Source organism: Pseudomonas siliginis (assembly GCF_019145195.1).
In the GTDB taxonomy this organism is placed as follows: domain Bacteria; phylum Pseudomonadota; class Gammaproteobacteria; order Pseudomonadales; family Pseudomonadaceae; genus Aquipseudomonas; species Aquipseudomonas siliginis.
Window position 1 is genome coordinate 379914 of the sequence record NZ_JAHSTW010000004.1, and the last position, 16898, is coordinate 396811.

Here is a 16898-nt window from a genome sequence, read left to right on the forward strand (position 1 = left end):
CAAGCCCGCTCCCACAGTGGACTGTGGCGTTCACAAAACCTGTGGGAGCTGGCTTGCCAGCGATTGGGTTCAACCTTGTTTAGCGACCTTGCCCAATACACGCAGGCGACTCACGCCACCATCCGGGAACACGTTCAGGCGGATGTGGGTGATCGGGCCGAGTGCCTTGATCTGCTCGACGAAGGTGTGTTCGGCGTGCATTTCCAGCTTCTGGCTTGGCAGCAGTTCGCGCCAGAACAGCGACTGGGTTTCGATCTGGCTGTCGGTGCCGCCCTTGACGAACGCGCCCTGGATCGAGCAGGTGTCCGGGTAGTTGCCTTTGAAGTGCAGGGTGTCGACGACGATTTTTTCGATCTCGCCCGGATGACCCAGCGCGACGATTACCCAGTCATTGCCCGGCGTGCGACGGCGCGCGGTTTCCCAGCCGTCGCCCATGTTGATGCCACGGCCCGGGTTGAGGATGTTGCTCATGCGGCCGAAGTGTTCGTCGGAGCAGGCAAGGGCGCGGCCACCGTTGAGGGCTGCTGCCAAGTCCACTTGCTCGTTGTCGCCCACAGCGGACCAGTCGCGGAACGGAATGCCGTATACGCGCAGACGGGCAACACCACCGTCCGGGTAGATGTTGAAGCGCAGGTGGCTGAACGCCTGGTCGTTGCTGATTTCGTGGTAGTGGTGGCTGTTGCCCTGCAGCTCGACGGCCGACAGCACTTCGGTCCACTGGGTGTTTTCATCCGGCTCGCCCGAGGCCAGGAAGCACGCTTCCAGCGAGGCCGATGGCGGGTAGTTGCCGGTGAAGAATGAAGTGTCGATGTCCACGCCTTTGATCGAGCCCGGTACGCCCAGACGGATCACCGCGCTGTCGAAACCTTCGAAGCGCTTGCGGCGCGACTCCCAGCCGTCCATCCACTTGCCGTTGTCATCGAACACGCCCTCCTTCCATACGGCCGGGGTCGGTTGGAACAGACGATTGGCGTCTGCGAACCAGTCATCGGTGACCGAAATGATCTTGGTGCCCAGACGGGCGTCGGCCAGGTTGACGTATTTTTCGAAAGGTACGGCGTAAGCTTTCATTCTTCTTGTCTGCCTTTGATAAGTTGGCTGGGGATGCTCGCAGGGCCCTGGGCGTTTGCGCGTTCATTCACGCTCGGGCCAGGCTTGCTAAAGAGTCAGTAAACGGAACAGGGCAATCTTGTTGATCTCCGCCAGCGCGCATTTGAACTCGGCTTCCACCGAATTGTTGATGCGCGTTTCGAACGCCGCGAGGATCTGATGCCGGTTGCTGCCTTTTACCGCCATGATGAAGGGAAAATTGAACTTGGCTTTGTAGGCGTCGTTCAGCTCGGTGAAGCGCTGGAACTCTTCGGCCGTGCATTGGTGAATACCGGCGCCAGCCTGTTCATTGGTGCTGGCTTCGGTCAGTTGGCCCTGGACGGCAGCTTTGCCGGCCAGGTCCGGGTGAGCGTTGATCAGGGCCAGCTGGCTGGCATGATCGGCGCTCAACAGGATATCGCTCATGCGCTGATGCAGGGTTTCGATCTCGTCGATCGAAGCGTCCGCACCGAGGTCGTAGGCCTTTTCGGCCACCCATGGCGAATGTTCGTAGATGTCGGCGAAGGCTTTGACGAAAGCGTCGCGGCTCAGGGTCGACGGTTGCAGGGTTTGAAAGCGGCTCATTTTGCAGTCCCTTGGTACGGGTGGGTTTCTTGCCAGTGACGCGCGATGTCGACGCGACGGCTGAACCACACCTGTTCATGACTTTTGGCGTATTCGATAAAGCGCTTGAGCGAAGCGAGGCGACCAGGACGGCCGATCAGGCGGCAGTGCAGACCGATCGAAAGCATTTTCGGCGCCTCGGCACCCTCGGCGTAGAGCACGTCGAACGCGTCTTTGAGGTATTCGAAGAAATCGTCACCCTTGTTGAAACCCTGCACTTGCGTGAAGCGCATGTCGTTGGTGTCGAGGGTGTAGGGGATCACCAGATGTGGCTTGCCGGTCGGGTTGTTCGGTTCCCAGTAGGGCAGGTCGTCGTCGTAGGTGTCGCAGTCGTAGAGGAAACCGCCTTCTTCCATGACCAGCCGGCGGGTGTTCGGCCCGGTGCGGCCGGTGTACCAGCCCAGCGGACGTTCGCCGGTCAGTTCGGTGAGGATGCGGATCGCTTCGAGCATGTGCTCGCGTTCCTGCGCTTCATCCATGTACTGATAGTCGATCCAGCGGTAGCCATGGCTGCAGATTTCGTGGCCGGCCTCGACCATCGCACGGATCACGTCCGGGTGACGCTGGGCGGCCATGGCCACGGCGAAGATGGTCAGCGGAATGTCGAATTCCTTGAACAGCTTCAGAATCCGCCAGACGCCGGCACGGCTGCCATACTCGTAAAGCGATTCCATGCTCATGTTGCGCGCGCCTTGCAGCGGCTGAGCGGCGACCATTTCGGAGAGGAAGGCTTCGGATTCCTTGTCGCCGTGCAGAATATTGCGCTCGCCACCTTCTTCGTAATTGAGTACGAAGGACAGGGCGATCCGGGCATTGCCCGGCCAGTGTGGGTGAGGAGGGTTACTGCCGTAACCGATCAGGTCGCGTGGGTAGTCAGCGCTCACTGCAGTCTTCCTTCTTGTACGTTGACAGATTGGTGTGGCGGCCTGGCAGGCTGGCGTCACAGCGATGGGCTGATTGTATACAACTTTATTTACATTTTGTAAGCCTGAATTTTCGCATTTTTCACCGGCTGTCATCTTTTGCTGTTAATGGTTCCGGCCTGCAAGAAACCTGCCTGACCAGTCAGCTAATGAATAGAAGGTTCAATGATCAGGCGCTTTGGCTAAAGATTGGCGATAAAGGCCCGGATGGCGGGGGTGAGGCGAAAAATGTCGTTTTTATTGTGTACAATTTTTTTGAAAAGTGTCTTAATCAGTCACTCGCCGCAGCGTTTCGTGCTCCGAAACGGTGCGGTCTCCTTTTCAACTGACTTCGGGAGGCGCGAGGTCTGACCGCTTGTTGCGGCCAGGCGCGCAGAATCAATGGGACGTTTGACAACACACGTTTTGGACGCTGCACACGGTTGCCCGGGCAGCTCGATCAAGGTCGAGCTGTACCGCGTTGAAGGGTCGCACCTGGAATTGGTCGCCAGTGCGACAACCAACAGCGATGGCCGGGTCGATGCGCCGTTGCTGCAAGGCGACGATTACCGCACTGGCGTCTATCAGGTCCAGTTCCACGCTGGCGATTACTACCGCGCCCGCGGTGTGCAACTGCCCGAGCCGGCATTTCTGGACGTGGTGGTGTTGCGTTTCGGCATCTCCGCCGAGCAGGAGCACTACCACGTGCCCCTGCTGATTTCGCCTTACAGCTATTCCACGTATCGGGGCAGCTGACCCCCAAGCAGCTGCCCCCACCGGGAAGCGACTGCGCATATAGCTTCTTTGGTCTTTCGCCCGCTCACACTGCGGGCTTTTTTTATGCCCGTTTGCGGCGCAGCTGCCGGTGCAGGCGGGTAGCGGCTCAGCGCTCGCGAATAATGAACACCGAATCTGGCGTGGACGCGACCTTCAATACGCCCCCGATCAGCCATACCACTTTGTTCTGCGCCGCTGCATCGGTCAGTGCCTTGAAGGCATCCTGACCGATTCTGGCGGGCAAGCCCGGTTCCGTCAGTTCGTTGCCAGGAACGTGGGTCAGGCCGGCCTGACTGATCGCTCCCAGTTTCAAGAAGAAGATCTGATCGTGACCGGCTCGTTTGAAGACCAGCGTCGGCATTCTGTGCTCATAAGTCAGTGGAAACAGCTCGTAACCACAGCCGACCAGCAACGCGCCGAGCAATCGCCGCAGATTCAGATCCGAGGGATAGGTCTTGTAATGATTCCAGGCGGAGGGGAAATGCTGCGGATCGAAGCTCAGTCGTTGCAATTCACTGTCGGTCTGGGAAGGCATCGGAATAAGCCGTTTGCTTCCCAGGTCGATGTCCGGCGCAACGGCCAGCATGTTCAGCGGGTCGGCAAAATCGGCAGCTGTGGAAAACGGCAGTTGTTTCCACTGATGCAGAACGGCCTGGACATTGATCAATCCGGTGCCGGTAATCGTCTCGGAGTGATCGGCGAGTTCGAACAACCTGCGGGCGACGGCCCTTGCTGTTGCTTCAGAGAAATCGGGGAACGCGCGAGCGACGGACGTTGATATCGGCTCTTCAAAAAAGCGTTTGCCCGGATGGACCTCACCCGGATCACTGCCGATGCGAAAAGTCGCTACCGGCTGTCGCTCGGGCATGTTTATCAGCATGCTTTCGAAAGTATTGAAATCTGTCGGGACAAACTCGGGATGACATACGAAATACACTTTGGGTGTCGTGTTCGAGCCGACAGGGACGATTGGATAATGCAGCCAGCCAAGCTGTACCGATTCGATGTGCACAGGTTTGTTCAGGTGCCCCCACGGAAGCCAGAAATACGGGGTCAGCTCCTCAGACGGAGTCGTGGCTTGCGACGCGGTTAGCGTTTCTGTGGCCTCGACAAGTCGTGGACGCTTGCTCGGGCCGGGGACTGCGTTGTCGGACTGGCTGGCTTCGGGCTTGGTACCAGATGGCTTCGTCCCGGGTGTTTTTCGCCGCCAGAAAACGGTGCCGGGGATTTGCTCGAAGAAAACGTCGGGTGCATTGGTCGTTGAGGCAAACGCTTGTTGATATTCACCGTCCTGGTTTTTGCGCACCATGACGGTGCCGTCTACCGTGGTTACGAAGGTCTGCCTGAGTCTGTTGTAACGAAGGCCTTCTGTCGCCATTTCCGGCTTGGTCAACGTCATGGCGTCGGCCGGCGAGATGTATGAGGGCAAGTGTGGCGTGGCGGACGCAGGCCGGTTGGAGGGCCTCTCGGGCCGCTGGATCTGCCAGATCGCCTGACCCTCGATTCGCGTCAGAGGCAGGCCGGGCACGCCGGGCGCGAAGGTCAGTGGTACATGGTAGTTGCCTTGCCCGTCCTGCTCGACGACAAACTGGCCTTCATTGGCGATTTGAGCGTAGGTGCGCTGATCCGGTCCAGTGAACAAGCCATCGTTCTGCGTCACCGGCACCAATTCGTGGAAACGCTCTTGCGGCCAGGCGATTGCGTTCCGAGTGGCGCTGAAATCATGCGCTGCATCTGGCAACACATGAAGGCTGACCGTGGGCACTGCGTTGGCTGCGGCAGAGGTGGCTGGCGCTTGGCTGATCGCCGGCGAATCGATGCCCAGGAGCAGGGCGTCAGGCATGTCCAGGCCCACATTTCTGACGAGGGGCGGTGATCCGGGATGTGTGGCATCGGGCGAATCGGGCGATTTTATGGTCGGGATTTTTTTGGGTGATTTGGCCATGGGAAATACTCGGAAAAAGAGCGCGCAGACGCGTGCGGGTGCCGCGTAGACAGTACGCTGATAAAAAAGGGTGTTTGTTGACGGGTTACCGCGAATTACGCGGGAGGCACTTTCATCAGCGAAACAGGGCGGAAAATGTTGGTCTGGTGACTGCAGCGATTCACTACTCTTAACGCAGACTTTTCGATGCGGGATTTGTCGGCACGCAATACCCAGCCATGGGCGGCCAGGTTGTAGCCCACGCGCGCGGTTTCGTCGTTGACGCAGATAACGTTCCAGACTTTGACTTCGTCGTTGGCCAATGCGGCAAGATATGGCGGGAGCGCTTTTGAGGCGTCGGGCTCTTCGAAAAAACGTGCATCAAGCCCATCCAGATAAATGCGATCAAAGACCAGATCGACCGTGTGCACAACTCCACCGGTGGTAATAACGCGGATTTGATCTATCAGATCTTCGCTTCCATAGACCGGCAGATAAAAAGTGGTTGTGCCGATGGAGAGCCGGTTTTCTTCCAGCCTTATTTCGACCTTGCCGAGTTGCGTTGCATCAAGTTCCCAAGTGGATGAATAGGGCAGGCGAACTTTGGCATCGGCAAGTGCGCCGGGAGTCGAGAGTTTGATGGTCATGTCCGGGAGTACGTGGATGAGATAACTCGAACCTTCTCCTTCGTAGTTGTCCATGTCGGTTTGCACGGCCAGTCGAATCGGCGTTGCGCAAACTCTTGTACGGCCCATCGGTTCAGCTGCTTTTTCAGCCAGATTGTGAAAGTAGCGCTGAGAGCGAACCTCGAGCGGCAGTTTCATTTGGGTCACCCAATCCCGCGATACCGTGAAATCCGTAAAGGCAGGTGCGATTTCGGTTTGCGCTGTAAGCTCGGCATCCGCAACAACGCCATCCTTGAAGATCAACACGTAACGGCTGAACGGACGAACAGCCATGGTGCGCAGGATCTTCGTAATATTGTCGTGATCGTCTTCGTTACGCGCAGCGGAGTAATAATTGAGCTTGATGCTTTTCGCGCCGAAGTGATAGACGAGATGGCAACCAACAGTCAGGTGATATGACTTGGGTCTGTCCGAGAAAAAATGCGCCTTCGCTTTTGTCAGCTCATCGCTGCGGAAATCCAGATATATACGGGTAATGACATCAGAACGTAAAACTGCGTAAAAAGTGGTTGTCTTGCCGGTTCTCGGGACGTAATAGGCAGCGGGTTTGCGGTGGCGGATCCAGCATTCCGCTGCATAAATAATGATCGGGTTTACCGGTTTGCCACGTTTGAGGAAGATTTCGGTTATTTCTACGGTTTGGCCGTCCGGGATGGTGTCTGGCAGCTCAAGTCTGAAATGGAAATCATCGCTGGTTACGAAAACCAGGTTTTTGTTCTGAAGCTTTCTAGTGTGTTCGGTGTTCGTATAAACATCATGAATGGTCAACACGTTTTTGAGGTGGTCAGACGTTTCGAAACCTGAGCGGATGACCAGGTCGTTACCCTCGATATACCAGGATTCAATCAACTCCTTGCGCCAGTTCATGACGATGTAGCTGGTCTGTTCACCATCATCGACAATGGAAAAACGGCCGGCCACATGCGCGATGTAATATTGATCGGTGCCGGCGCCTCCCGACGCTTTTGCTCTTTCGTGGGAGAGAAATATCTGGTCGTCCCCGGCGCCAGCTTCAATGACGTCGCTGCCCCGGGATTTGATGATGTTGTTTTGCGCGGAGCCCGTTACCACGCTTGCCGCGCGATGGACTGTCTCAACGTTTTCGATGCCGTCCAGCAAACTGTGCAGGATAGATATCCGGTTATTGTCGGCATCGACATCGCTCGTGATGATCTGCAATGCTCCAGCCAGCAGATCTACGTCATAGCCAGTTCTGTTGGTATTTCGGGAGGAGTAGCTGCCGCCGAGTACCAGTGTGTCATTTCCTGCGCCGCCGCTCAGCGTCGAATGATCTGCGACATGGCGACCCCTTTCAAGGAAGTCCGCTGCGTTCTCAAACAGGAACTGGTCATTTTCTTCGCCGCCGGAAAGTTGTTTTTTTCCTGACTTGTAATGGAAGGTGTTGGGTTTTTTTTCGACCCCTCTGATCGAGTCGTTGCCCTCGCTGATAAACCAGAGAACGTTCTTGCCCTCGGCGGCGACCCCCAACTCCGCGCCAGGTGTATCTTTTGTAACCCCCGCGCGTGCATCAATGATGTCATCAGTGCCTACCACTTCAGGGACATTGACCGATTCCCACGCATCCTGTTTGGTCCACCAGTTTCGCTTCCACACCCGCGTTGGTTTCAGACGCACATCGAATTTGCCGTTGACGATGGCTTCAGTAGTCTCTTTCAAGGGGCCATCGAGCAGCGTTCTAGCGGTCTTTTTCAGTTGCAGAGAGTGCTGCAACAGCGTCTTTGCCTTGATATAGCGGTTTTGAACGTTTTGATCGACCTCCATCATGCAGAACGAAAACCAACCGCTACGCCACCGTTCATCGACAGTCAATTCAATGTAGTCATCTATATCGTCAACGATACGCACCGCACCGTAGACCTGTGAGCCGATGGCGAGAATCGCGCCGGCTGCAAGTCCGACAGGGCCGGCAAACGAGAACCCGGCCATCGCGGCGGACCCGAGGATGACAGTCATGGCTGCACTGGTAATGCTCAGGCCAGCGCTGACGTAATGATCCATCGCTTCTTTGCCGGTGGCATTCTGAGCGGCGTTCATCGACCTCACGGCGGTAAAGATGTCGAAGGGCAGCGTCAGCATGCCGCCGACCAGTCCTCCCGATCGACCCAATCTGAGTGCAAAGCGGGTTTTGGCGAAGTCCCGATAAGCACTTTGCCCGGCTGTGAGCATCTGCGTGGCTATCTTGCTCACCGCGACATCGGCCGCGATGGAGCCCAGCTCCGATACAATGCCTGCGCTGTTTATCGCTATTTCAGCAGTGTTTTCGGCTTTGATCGCATCGACAACGCCGCGAATACCCATGAAGATGCCGAAGCCCTGGATACCCACGCTGGAGCCCAGCGTCGCGTAGCTTTTGGTCAATGCCGCCCAGCGGGGATGATGTTTGGGGACGTGCACGTGTTGCAGATCAAGCGACTGTGCGGCACTCAGAAGTTTGACAAGTTTGTCGCGGTAATTGCCGGATACAGTCTCTGCGGCATTCTCCCTCAAGAGCCGGGGAGCAGTGAGCGGGCGCTGGCTGGCTATTTCAAACAGGAGCGTGGGCAACAAGTAGCTATCGCTGCCCGTTGAAGTTTTCAGATAGTGCTCAACTTTATTGGCATCGAACTGCAGGGCATTGATAAAAGAACGTTTTGGTCGGCGAAAGAAACTGTTCTCGCCATTCAATGGCTGACCATCAATGGTCGCGCCTAATCCGTCGAGTGCAGTACGGGTAATCGAAATGTCGCCAATTTCAAAAGGGCCGAACACTTCGTCCACCATTTGCAACTGACTCGATTTTTCGTTAGTTCGGCTCTGATCGATGGTTGAGGGCTTGTATTCGTTGGCTTCATAGCCCAGATCCATGATTATTACGGTATCGGAAACAGGTTGCAGATCCGCATGTATTGAAGGGTCGGTTTGTGCTGTCGCTTCGCTTATCAGTGTGGCCATTAGAACTTCCTTGTTCCGGCAATTGTCGTTAAGGCGAAGAATATTACGTTGGCTTTTCCAGAGCTGTATATCGGTGGGTTGTTGCTATCTATTGCGTATCAAAGTTTGAATGTTGTTCGAATTGAATTGATTCAAAACAACACATCATCCCGCCCGAGATCCGTTCCGGCAGGATGATCAATAGTGGCGCTTTTCAGTGGCTGCCAAGCAACGACGCGGCACCAGCACCGCCAAACAGTCCGGCACTGACCCGATTGAACCAACTCTGGCCCTTGCCGCTGCGCAGATAACGTGCGGCGCCGTGGGCTCCCAGGCCGTAGGCAAGTTTGCAGCACAGATCGAGCACTACCCAGGTCGCGATCATGATCAGCAATTGCGGCAGAAAAGGTTGCTCAGCGCGGAGGAACTGCGGCAGAAACGCGGCGAAAAACAGGATGTCCTTCGGATTGCTCGCTCCCAGTACAAAAGCGCGCCCGAACAATGTGCGAAAGCGCGGCACCGGTGCAGACTCAGGTACTTCTGCGCCCGTCGATGGCTGCCGCGATTGCTGCCAGCTCTGCCAGGCGAGGTAGAACAGGTACAGCGCACCGACTATTTTCAGCGCGCTGAACAACTGCTCCGAAGCCATTAGCAATGCGCCGAGGCCAAGTGCCGACGCGCTGAGCAGGCAGATCGAGGCGATCACGCCACCCAGGAACGCGGGGTACGACCGGCGCAAGCCGTAATTCAGACTGTTGCTGATCATCAGCAATGACAGCGGTCCCGGGATCAGGATCACCACCAGCGCAGCGCCACTGAACAGCAGCCAGGTTTCCAGACTCATCGTATTGCTCCTTTGTTGTTATCGGGATGTGCAAAAGCCCCACCGGTGAGGGTGAGGCTGGTTTGAAGCCTGAACCGCGCAGCGTTTACAGGAAGATGAACTTGGCGATGAAGATCGCGCAGAGCACCCACAGGCTGACGGAAATTTCCTTGTACTTGCCGGTGCCGGCCTTCAACGCGACGTAAGTGATGAAGCCCAGTGCGATACCGTCGGCGACCGAAAAGGTCAGCGGCATCATGATCGCCGTGACGATCGCCGGAATGGCGTCGGTCGCTTCGTCCCATTCGATGTGGGCCATACCGCCCATCATCAGCATCGCCACGTAGATCAGTGCACCGGCCGTGGCATAAGCGGGAATCATGCCAGCCAGCGGTGCGAAAAACATGGCTGCTATAAATAGCACACCCACGGTAACTGCGGTAAGACCAGTCCGACCACCAGCGGCGACGCCAGCGGCACTTTCCACGTAACTTGTCACGGGTGGAACCCCCACCACGGCGCCGAATACGCTGGATGCGCTGTCAGCCTTCATCGCCCGCGAGAGGTTTTCGATACGACCGTCAGCCGCCACCAGGTTGGCGCGCTGGGCCACGCCCATCAGCGTACCGGCGGTGTCGAACATGTGCACGAAGAGGAAGGCGAGTACCACGCTGATCATGCTGACGTTGAACACGCCGGCGACGTTCATTGCCATCCAGGTCGGCGCCAGGCTCGGTGGCGCGGACATGATGCCCTCGTAGTGCACCAGACCCAGGCCCCAACCGGCGAGGGTGACGGTGATGATGCTGATCAGGATCGCACCGAACACGCGGTGGTAACTGAGGATCGCGATCATCAGGAAGCAGATCGCGGCGAGCAGCGGACCGGGTTCACGAAGCGAACCCAGCTTGATCAGCGTCGCCGGGCTGTCGACAACGATACCGGCCGTCTTCAGACCGATCAGGCCCAGAAACAGACCGACACCGGCGCCCATCGCGAACCGCAGGCTGACCGGGATACTGTTGAGCAGCCACTCGCGAATCCGCGAAAAGGTCAGGAACATGAACAGCACGCCCGAGACAAACACCGCGCCGAGGGCGGTTTCCCAGTTGTAGCCCATGGTGCCGACCACGGTGTAGGTGAAGAAAGCGTTGAGGCCCATGCCCGGCGCCAGGCCGACCGGCCAGTTGGCGTACAGCCCCATCAACAGGCAGCCCAATGCGGCGGCGATACAGGTGGCAACGAAGGCTGCACCGTGATCGATGCCGGCATCGGCCATGATGTTCGGGTTGACGAAGATGATGTAAGCCATGGTGATGAAGGTTGTCAGACCGGCAATCAGCTCGGTCTTCACCGTGGTGCCATGCAAGCTGAGTTTGAACAGACGCTCCAGCAGGCCATTGCGTAATGGCGGCGTGAGCTCGAGCGGCGGTGCTTCGGATTTGCGGCTTTCCACAGCGAGTACTCCTCAAGAGTTTTATTGTTATTTCCAGGGCCGGACCCATGAGGGGTGGCAGCGGCCCTTTGAGGCATACGCGAATTTGTTGACCGTATAGTCAGGAACTCGCACGCAGTGGATTATGCTTTTGTGTACAAATAAAGCAAATATTGTTTTTTGTTTTGTCGGCGATTTTTTTGCCGATAGGGATATATGGCTATCAGGATGGCTTCGCGAGCAGGCTCGCTGCCTCCTTTGTAATGCGCTTCCCTGTGGGAGCGAGCCTGCTCGCGAAGAGGGCGGTCTTATCACTCGAGATACGTCTGACTGCCCCCAAGCGCCAGATTCACCGCCAACCACCCATTCACCGCCGCTTCCCCAGCCTCGGCAAACACCCGCTCGAGCAATTTCACCTGCTCACGGCGCAGCGCTTGCTCGAACTTCGCACCTTCGGCCGTCAACTCAAGCAGGCGCTTACGCTTGTCCGTCTGCGAAGCGACGCTGTCGACCAGATGCATATCCTGCAACTGGCGCAGGGGCATGTTTAGCGCCTGTTTGCTCACTCCCAGCAGGGCCAGCAACTCTTTCACGCTGAGGTTCGGATAGCGCGCGATGAAAAACACGATGCGTTGATGCACTCGCGAGAGGCCGCGGCGCTCGAGCATTTCATCAGCCTTGGCAGTGAATGCCTGATAGCCGAAGAAAAACGCTTCCATGGCCTGTTGCTGAGTGGAGGGGTTCTTAAGGTCAAGCATGTTGACGTACTCGCTCAAGCTGTCGTAATTTCAGTCAACCAGTTTGACTCATTTCCTGCATGCCTTGCTACGGTGACCTCCATGGCTTTTTCCGAACGTGTCTCGCGCCTGAAAAGTTCTTTGATCCGAGAAATCCTCGCCGCCGCCCAGCGTCCAGAGGTGATGTCGTTTGCCGGCGGTCTGCCCGCTGAGGCGATGTTGCCGAAGGTGGAATGGGCCGAGATGCCGCTGTCGCTGGGGCAGTACGGCATGAGCGAAGGCGAGCCGGCCTTGCGCGAGGCGCTGGCGGCAGAGGCGAGGGCGCTGGGCCTTGAATGCGAGGCGAGTCAGGTGCTGGTGGTCAGTGGTTCCCAGCAAACTCTGGATCTGGCGGCAAAACTGTATATCGACAAGGGCACGGAAATCTTGCTGGAGGCGCCGACTTATCTGGCCGCGCTGCAAATCTTCCAGCTGTTCGGCGCCGACTGCCTGACCGTGCCGCAAGAAGCCGACGGACCCAACCTGGCGCAACTGCGCAAACGTCTGGAACAACACCGCCCGGCGTTTATCTACCTGATCCCGACGTTCCAGAATCCTTCCGCCGTGCGCTACAGCGAGGCCAAGCGCGCAGCGGTCGCCGCGTTGCTTGATGAATTCGGCGTCACGCTCATTGAAGACGAGCCATACCGCGAACTGACTTTCGATGGTGGCAGTGCCAAACCTATTGCGGCGCGCCTGAAAAAAGCTAGCTGGATCTACACCGGTACCGTGTCGAAAACCTTGCTCCCGGGTCTACGTGTCGGTTACTTGATCGCCAGTGCGGATCTGTTCCCCCACCTGCTCAAACTCAAGCAATCGGCGGATCTGCACACCAATCGCATCGGTCAGTGGCAGGCGCTGCAATGGATCGGCTCAGAGAAGTATCACCAGCATTTAAGTGAGTTGCGGGATTTCTACCGGCAGCGGCGAGATGCGTTTCAGTTGGCGCTGGAAGAGCATTTTGCAGATCTGGCTGAGTGGAACATGCCCCAAGGCGGGCTGTTCTTCTGGCTGACGCTGAAGCAACCGCTGGATACGCGCACTTTGCTCAATGAGGCGTTGGCCAATGATGTGGCATTCATGCCCGGTGAACCGTTCTTTCCCGAGCCGGACAAGCATCATGGGCATTTGCGCCTGAATTTCAGCCACATCGATCCGGCGCGGCTGGATGAGGGGTTGAAGCGGTTGGCGGCGGTGGTGCGGCGGGCGCAGATGGAAAGGGCGGCCTAGCAAAAACGCCGGCTCAAGGGCCGGCGTTGTCGGTGCGGGCCTCTTCGCGAGCAGGCTCGCTCCCACAGAATTGAATGCGTTTCAAGGGTGGGAGCGAGCCCGCTCGCGAAGGCGGCTATCGCTCCAACCCGTTAACATCAGACCGCCGCAAACCGCTTATCCAGATAATCGATAATCACCTTGGATTCATACATCCAGGTTGTCTGCCCGTTCTCTTCAATTCGCAGGCAAGGCACTTTGATTCGGCCGCCCTGTTCCAGCAGGGTCTGGCGATCCTGCTCGTTGTTCTTCGCGTCTTTCAGCGCCACCGGCACATTCAGGCGATGCAGGGCGCGGCGGGTTTTCACGCAGAACGGGCAGGCGTGAAACTGATACAGCGTCAGATCTTTCGCGGCAGCGTCGACTTGCGCCTGAGCAGCAGCGGGGCGTTTGGTCTTGCCCGGGCGGGTGATGAAATCGATGAAGATAACCAGTTGGCCGAGGCCGACACGAAGCGCTTTGACGAACACGTTGAAAGCCTCACGGTGCAAATGAAGAAAGGCGCGCAGCTTACCCGATTTTTCACGGGCGAAAAAAAACCGGCGATCAACGCCGGCTCTTTTCTGTTGCGAATTACTTGATGAGGCTGAGGAATTCGCTACGGGTTGCCGCGTTTTCACGGAATTCACCGAGCATCACCGAAGTGATCATCGACGAATTCTGCTTTTCGACGCCGCGCATCATCATGCACATGTGCTTGGCTTCGATCACCACGGCCACGCCCAGCGCGCCGGTGACTTGCATTACCGCGTCGGCGATCTGGCGGCTGAGGTTTTCCTGAATCTGCAGGCGACGGGCGTACATATCGACGATCCGCGCGACCTTCGACAGGCCCAGCACTTTGCCGCTCGGGATATAGGCGACGTGCGCCTTGCCGATGAACGGCAGCAGGTGGTGTTCGCACAACGAATACAGCTCGATGTCCTTGACCAGCACCATTTCGCTGTTGTCGGAGCTGAACAGGGCACCGTTGGTGACCTCTTCGAGCGTCTGTGCATAACCGCGGCAGAGGTACTGCATGGCTTTGGCGGCACGCTTTGGCGTGTCGAGCAGGCCCTCGCGGGAGACGTCCTCGCCCAGTTGGCCGAGAATCGCGGTGTAGTTCTGTTCCAGTGTCACAGGGGCTGATTCCATAAGGGTTTCAGAGGGGTACTGTTTCTGCCTGTACCAATTTTGTACCAATCAAGCTGTATTCAAGCTTCCCGAGCTCACCCCAGTCGGTGCTGGAGTTTATCCATCGGGCGTATGTCGATAGCAACATCTGAACGCTATGACCGAGCTGAGTGGCAATAAACGCAGGGTTCATACCCGCCATAAGGCACATGGTAGCGTATGTGTGTCGGCAGTTGTATTGCCGGCGGGCGCGAATGCCCAATTCAGTCAGTGCAGCCTGGAAGTGTTTGTCGGTCACGCTCGATTGTTGGATGAACTCGAAGTTCTTGGTGGGCGGGAACACATACGTCGATTCGGTGCGTTTGCGCCGGCTTGGCAAAGCACGTTGCTTCGCCAACAGTTCGGCCTGCTCGATGGCGTGCAGTGCTCGGCTGTTGAGCATGACCTGGCGTCCGTTGCGGGTTTTGGTTCGTTCCTCGATCTTGTAGTCCGCAACGATCCGACACACGTTCACCAGCCGCTTTTCCTTGTCGACCTCTTCCCAGCGCAGCGCCGCGATCTCGCTGGGGCGCATGCCGGTGTAGAAGGCGAACTCGAAGTAGGCCGCGTAGATCCGCATCGAATGGTTCAGCGTCTTATATAAGTGCTCGATAATTTGGTTGGCGTCACCCACCGTGAACGGATCGATGGGTTTCTTGGCTTTCACCGGCAGCTCAATTGACTCAACCGGGTTACGGTTGATCAGGCCGTCTTTCACTGCGGTGCCAAACACGGTAGTCAGGCGCTGGATCGCCGCGCGCTTTACACCCGGCGTCGGCCATTCTGTATTGGCTACTACCTTGCGCAGCATCACCGACGTGATGCTGTCCATGGGTAGCATCGCCAGATAGGGCATCCAGTACAGATTGAGCGAGCCAAGGTAGTTCTTTCGAGTCCCGGCCACGATCTCCCGACTGTTGAGCCACTCCTGGGCGTACTCCCCGAAACGGGGAGTCGCCGAGTAGTTGGAATAGGTGGAGTTGGGGAACAGTTCGGCGTATCGCTGATCATCCAGCACGCCGTGCTTGATCAGGCTGGTTACGTTAGCGCGTAGGTCGGCGGCAGCCTTAATCCCCTTCGGCGTTTGGGGATAGGGGAGGGTTTCGCAACGGCGTTGCCCGTTCCAGGTGAAGCGAATGCGGACGGACTGTCCAGCAAATTCAACTCCGGTGGGCAATCCCATTGGCTCTCGAGCCATGCTTCGTATCTCCTTAGACTGTAATAAATGCGGCTATCGATGCTGTTCCAAACCCCTTTGGGAATGACGCCTCGGGCGCGCTTGCCTTGCAATGCCCGGCGCGTGGTACCGACCAGTTCCGCCATCTTGTCTTCTGGAATCTTGTCGAGGTGATAGGTCGGCAGCGATGGTTCTGCCGCCTCATCACACTGCGTATACCCCTCGGCAAGCTGTGCGGGCGAGCGTTTCTGAGCGTTCAGCGTTGCATTGGGAGGCGCTGCCCGGCGCAGCTTTTGGTGTGGGGTAGATGCCTCGGTAGCGGCTTGAGGAAAAGCATTGATGCCTGCTGCTGCGCAGCAGAGGCTTTTAATTTCGTGGGTATCGACTCGCGTGTCGTCGAAGAGCAAAGCGGTCGACATTCGTGCTCGCAGGCGAGATTGTTCGCCGCATTGCTCTGAGATCCGATAATGAGTTGGTCCGAAGTAGGAGAGCGTGCCGTTCATGCTGCTTCTCCTTCACTTTCTGCGTGCAGAGAGCAGGCCATGGCGAGAGCTAGTTGGCGCAAGGCTCTGGTTTCGCGTTCCAGTTTTTTTTTCCTGGTACGGAGTGCGGCGAATGTCTCGGCTGCGATCTTGAGCTTCTCGGCGATATCCAGCAGTGTTGGACGCTCTAATTCGCCGAGGCGCGGATCCTTATCCCGTTGCTTGCATCGCTGTACCAGGCGCTGATGGTCTGGCTGGAAGAAGTCGAGCTTTGCTTGTAGTTTACGAATGGGCTTGACGCTTTCGGCGCGCTGAATTTCGTCTCTTTCTTTTAGTCCCGCAGATTTTCCGTCGATGTGGCCCATCTTGTAACCAGCCCAAATGAGTAGTCCGGCGAAAGCGATCAGGGTGATGAGTGCGCAAATTTGAATTGCTGTCATGTTATGTGCTCCTCGTAAGTCATTGGCTGGTGGTGACAACCGTCAATGGTGTGGGTGCCGTTTGGCGTTGGCCGTCCTGCTGCCGCTGCATATCTTCATCAGCCTTGTAGGCGCGGATGTCGATCAGCGAGGCAACGTGGCGTATGTGCGCGTACTTCAGCGCCTTGCGGCTGGTGTCCAGCGTGGTGATCGGGAGCTGGATCCGGCCGCTGTTGATTTCTGTCACGAACGACTGCTCGTTGAGATTGCGAAAGTACTGCTCGCGGATTTTTTCCAGCGGGATCAGGACGTCACCGAAGATTCGATACAGCAGTTCGACGGTGGCCGATTCGGGCGCCGGATGCAGGCGAAGCGGATTCTGTGCAGCGTTACTCATGGGCTTGTCGAGCCTCCTTGCATTGTTGTCGTGCC

General features: G+C 57.2%; 16 protein-coding genes. 2 read left to right on the forward strand and 14 right to left on the reverse strand.

Features of this window, described 5'->3' with window-relative positions:
* Positions 1-69 precede the first annotated feature (69 nt).
* The 3 genes from alc to puuE form a co-directional block, all read right to left on the reverse strand.
* Positions 70-1071, reverse strand: a complete 1002-nt coding sequence (gene alc, locus KVG87_RS11370; protein ID WP_217850744.1) for an allantoicase — start codon at positions 1069-1071, stop codon at positions 70-72.
* An 87-nt stretch (positions 1072-1158) separates the two neighbouring features.
* Positions 1159-1674, reverse strand: coding sequence for a 2-oxo-4-hydroxy-4-carboxy-5-ureidoimidazoline decarboxylase (uraD, locus tag KVG87_RS11375; RefSeq protein WP_217850745.1), 516 nt, complete (start codon positions 1672-1674; stop codon positions 1159-1161).
* Entirely contained in the window at positions 1671-2597 is a 927-nt protein-coding gene (gene puuE, locus KVG87_RS11380) for an allantoinase PuuE (RefSeq protein ID WP_024012213.1), read from the reverse strand. Before puuE ends, uraD begins: the two co-directional genes overlap by 4 nt.
* Positions 2598-3017: 420 nt before the next feature.
* Between puuE and uraH the strand changes: the two genes are divergently transcribed.
* Positions 3018-3371, forward strand: a complete 354-nt coding sequence (gene uraH / locus KVG87_RS11385; RefSeq protein WP_041479332.1) for a hydroxyisourate hydrolase — start codon at positions 3018-3020, stop codon at positions 3369-3371.
* A gap of 127 nt (positions 3372-3498) precedes the next feature.
* On the opposite strand, the gene KVG87_RS11390 is transcribed toward uraH, so the two are convergent.
* From KVG87_RS11390 to KVG87_RS11410, 5 genes are all read right to left on the reverse strand, one after another.
* Positions 3499-5337 (reverse strand): hypothetical protein, encoded by a 1839-nt coding sequence (locus KVG87_RS11390; RefSeq protein WP_217850746.1) that lies wholly within the window; start codon positions 5335-5337, stop codon positions 3499-3501.
* Between the two features lie 95 nt (positions 5338-5432).
* Positions 5433-8954, reverse strand: a complete 3522-nt coding sequence (locus tag KVG87_RS11395; protein ID WP_217850747.1) for a calcium-binding protein — start codon at positions 8952-8954, stop codon at positions 5433-5435.
* A gap of 193 nt (positions 8955-9147) precedes the next feature.
* Positions 9148-9777, reverse strand: a complete 630-nt coding sequence (locus tag KVG87_RS11400) for a LysE family translocator (protein ID WP_217850749.1) — start codon at positions 9775-9777, stop codon at positions 9148-9150.
* A gap of 85 nt (positions 9778-9862) precedes the next feature.
* Positions 9863-11212: an NCS2 family permease gene (locus KVG87_RS11405; RefSeq protein WP_024012217.1), complete on the reverse strand. Its 1350-nt coding sequence runs from the start codon at positions 11210-11212 to the stop codon at positions 9863-9865.
* A 290-nt stretch (positions 11213-11502) separates the two neighbouring features.
* Positions 11503-11949, reverse strand: a complete 447-nt coding sequence (locus KVG87_RS11410) for a MarR family winged helix-turn-helix transcriptional regulator (protein WP_217850751.1) — start codon at positions 11947-11949, stop codon at positions 11503-11505.
* Positions 11950-12030: 81 nt separating this feature from the next.
* On the opposite strand from KVG87_RS11410, the gene KVG87_RS11415 reads away from it, so the two are divergent.
* Entirely contained in the window at positions 12031-13197 is a 1167-nt protein-coding gene (locus tag KVG87_RS11415) for an aminotransferase-like domain-containing protein (protein WP_217850752.1), read from the forward strand.
* 137 nt (positions 13198-13334) lie between these two features.
* Here the strand turns inward: KVG87_RS11415 and KVG87_RS11420 are convergent, their stop codons facing one another.
* The 6 genes from KVG87_RS11420 to KVG87_RS11440 form a co-directional block, all read right to left on the reverse strand.
* Entirely contained in the window at positions 13335-13706 is a 372-nt protein-coding gene (locus KVG87_RS11420; protein WP_041479340.1) for a glutathione S-transferase N-terminal domain-containing protein, read from the reverse strand.
* Between the two features lie 103 nt (positions 13707-13809).
* Positions 13810-14355, reverse strand: a complete 546-nt coding sequence (gene folE, locus KVG87_RS11425) for a GTP cyclohydrolase I FolE (RefSeq protein WP_064364569.1) — start codon at positions 14353-14355, stop codon at positions 13810-13812.
* Between the two features lie 22 nt (positions 14356-14377).
* A complete protein-coding gene (locus KVG87_RS11430; protein ID WP_367616682.1) occupies positions 14378-15526 on the reverse strand; it encodes a tyrosine-type recombinase/integrase in 1149 nt (382 codons plus the stop codon).
* Entirely contained in the window at positions 15427-16068 is a 642-nt protein-coding gene (locus KVG87_RS26120) for a hypothetical protein (protein ID WP_367616681.1), read from the reverse strand. The genes KVG87_RS11430 and KVG87_RS26120 overlap by 100 nt, the downstream gene beginning before the upstream one ends.
* A complete protein-coding gene (locus tag KVG87_RS11435; RefSeq protein WP_217850754.1) occupies positions 16065-16487 on the reverse strand; it encodes a hypothetical protein in 423 nt (140 codons plus the stop codon). The genes KVG87_RS26120 and KVG87_RS11435 overlap by 4 nt, the downstream gene beginning before the upstream one ends.
* 19 nt (positions 16488-16506) lie before the next feature.
* Positions 16507-16863 (reverse strand): pyocin activator PrtN family protein, encoded by a 357-nt coding sequence (locus tag KVG87_RS11440; RefSeq protein WP_075948748.1) that lies wholly within the window; start codon positions 16861-16863, stop codon positions 16507-16509.
* Positions 16864-16898: the final 35 nt, after the last annotated feature.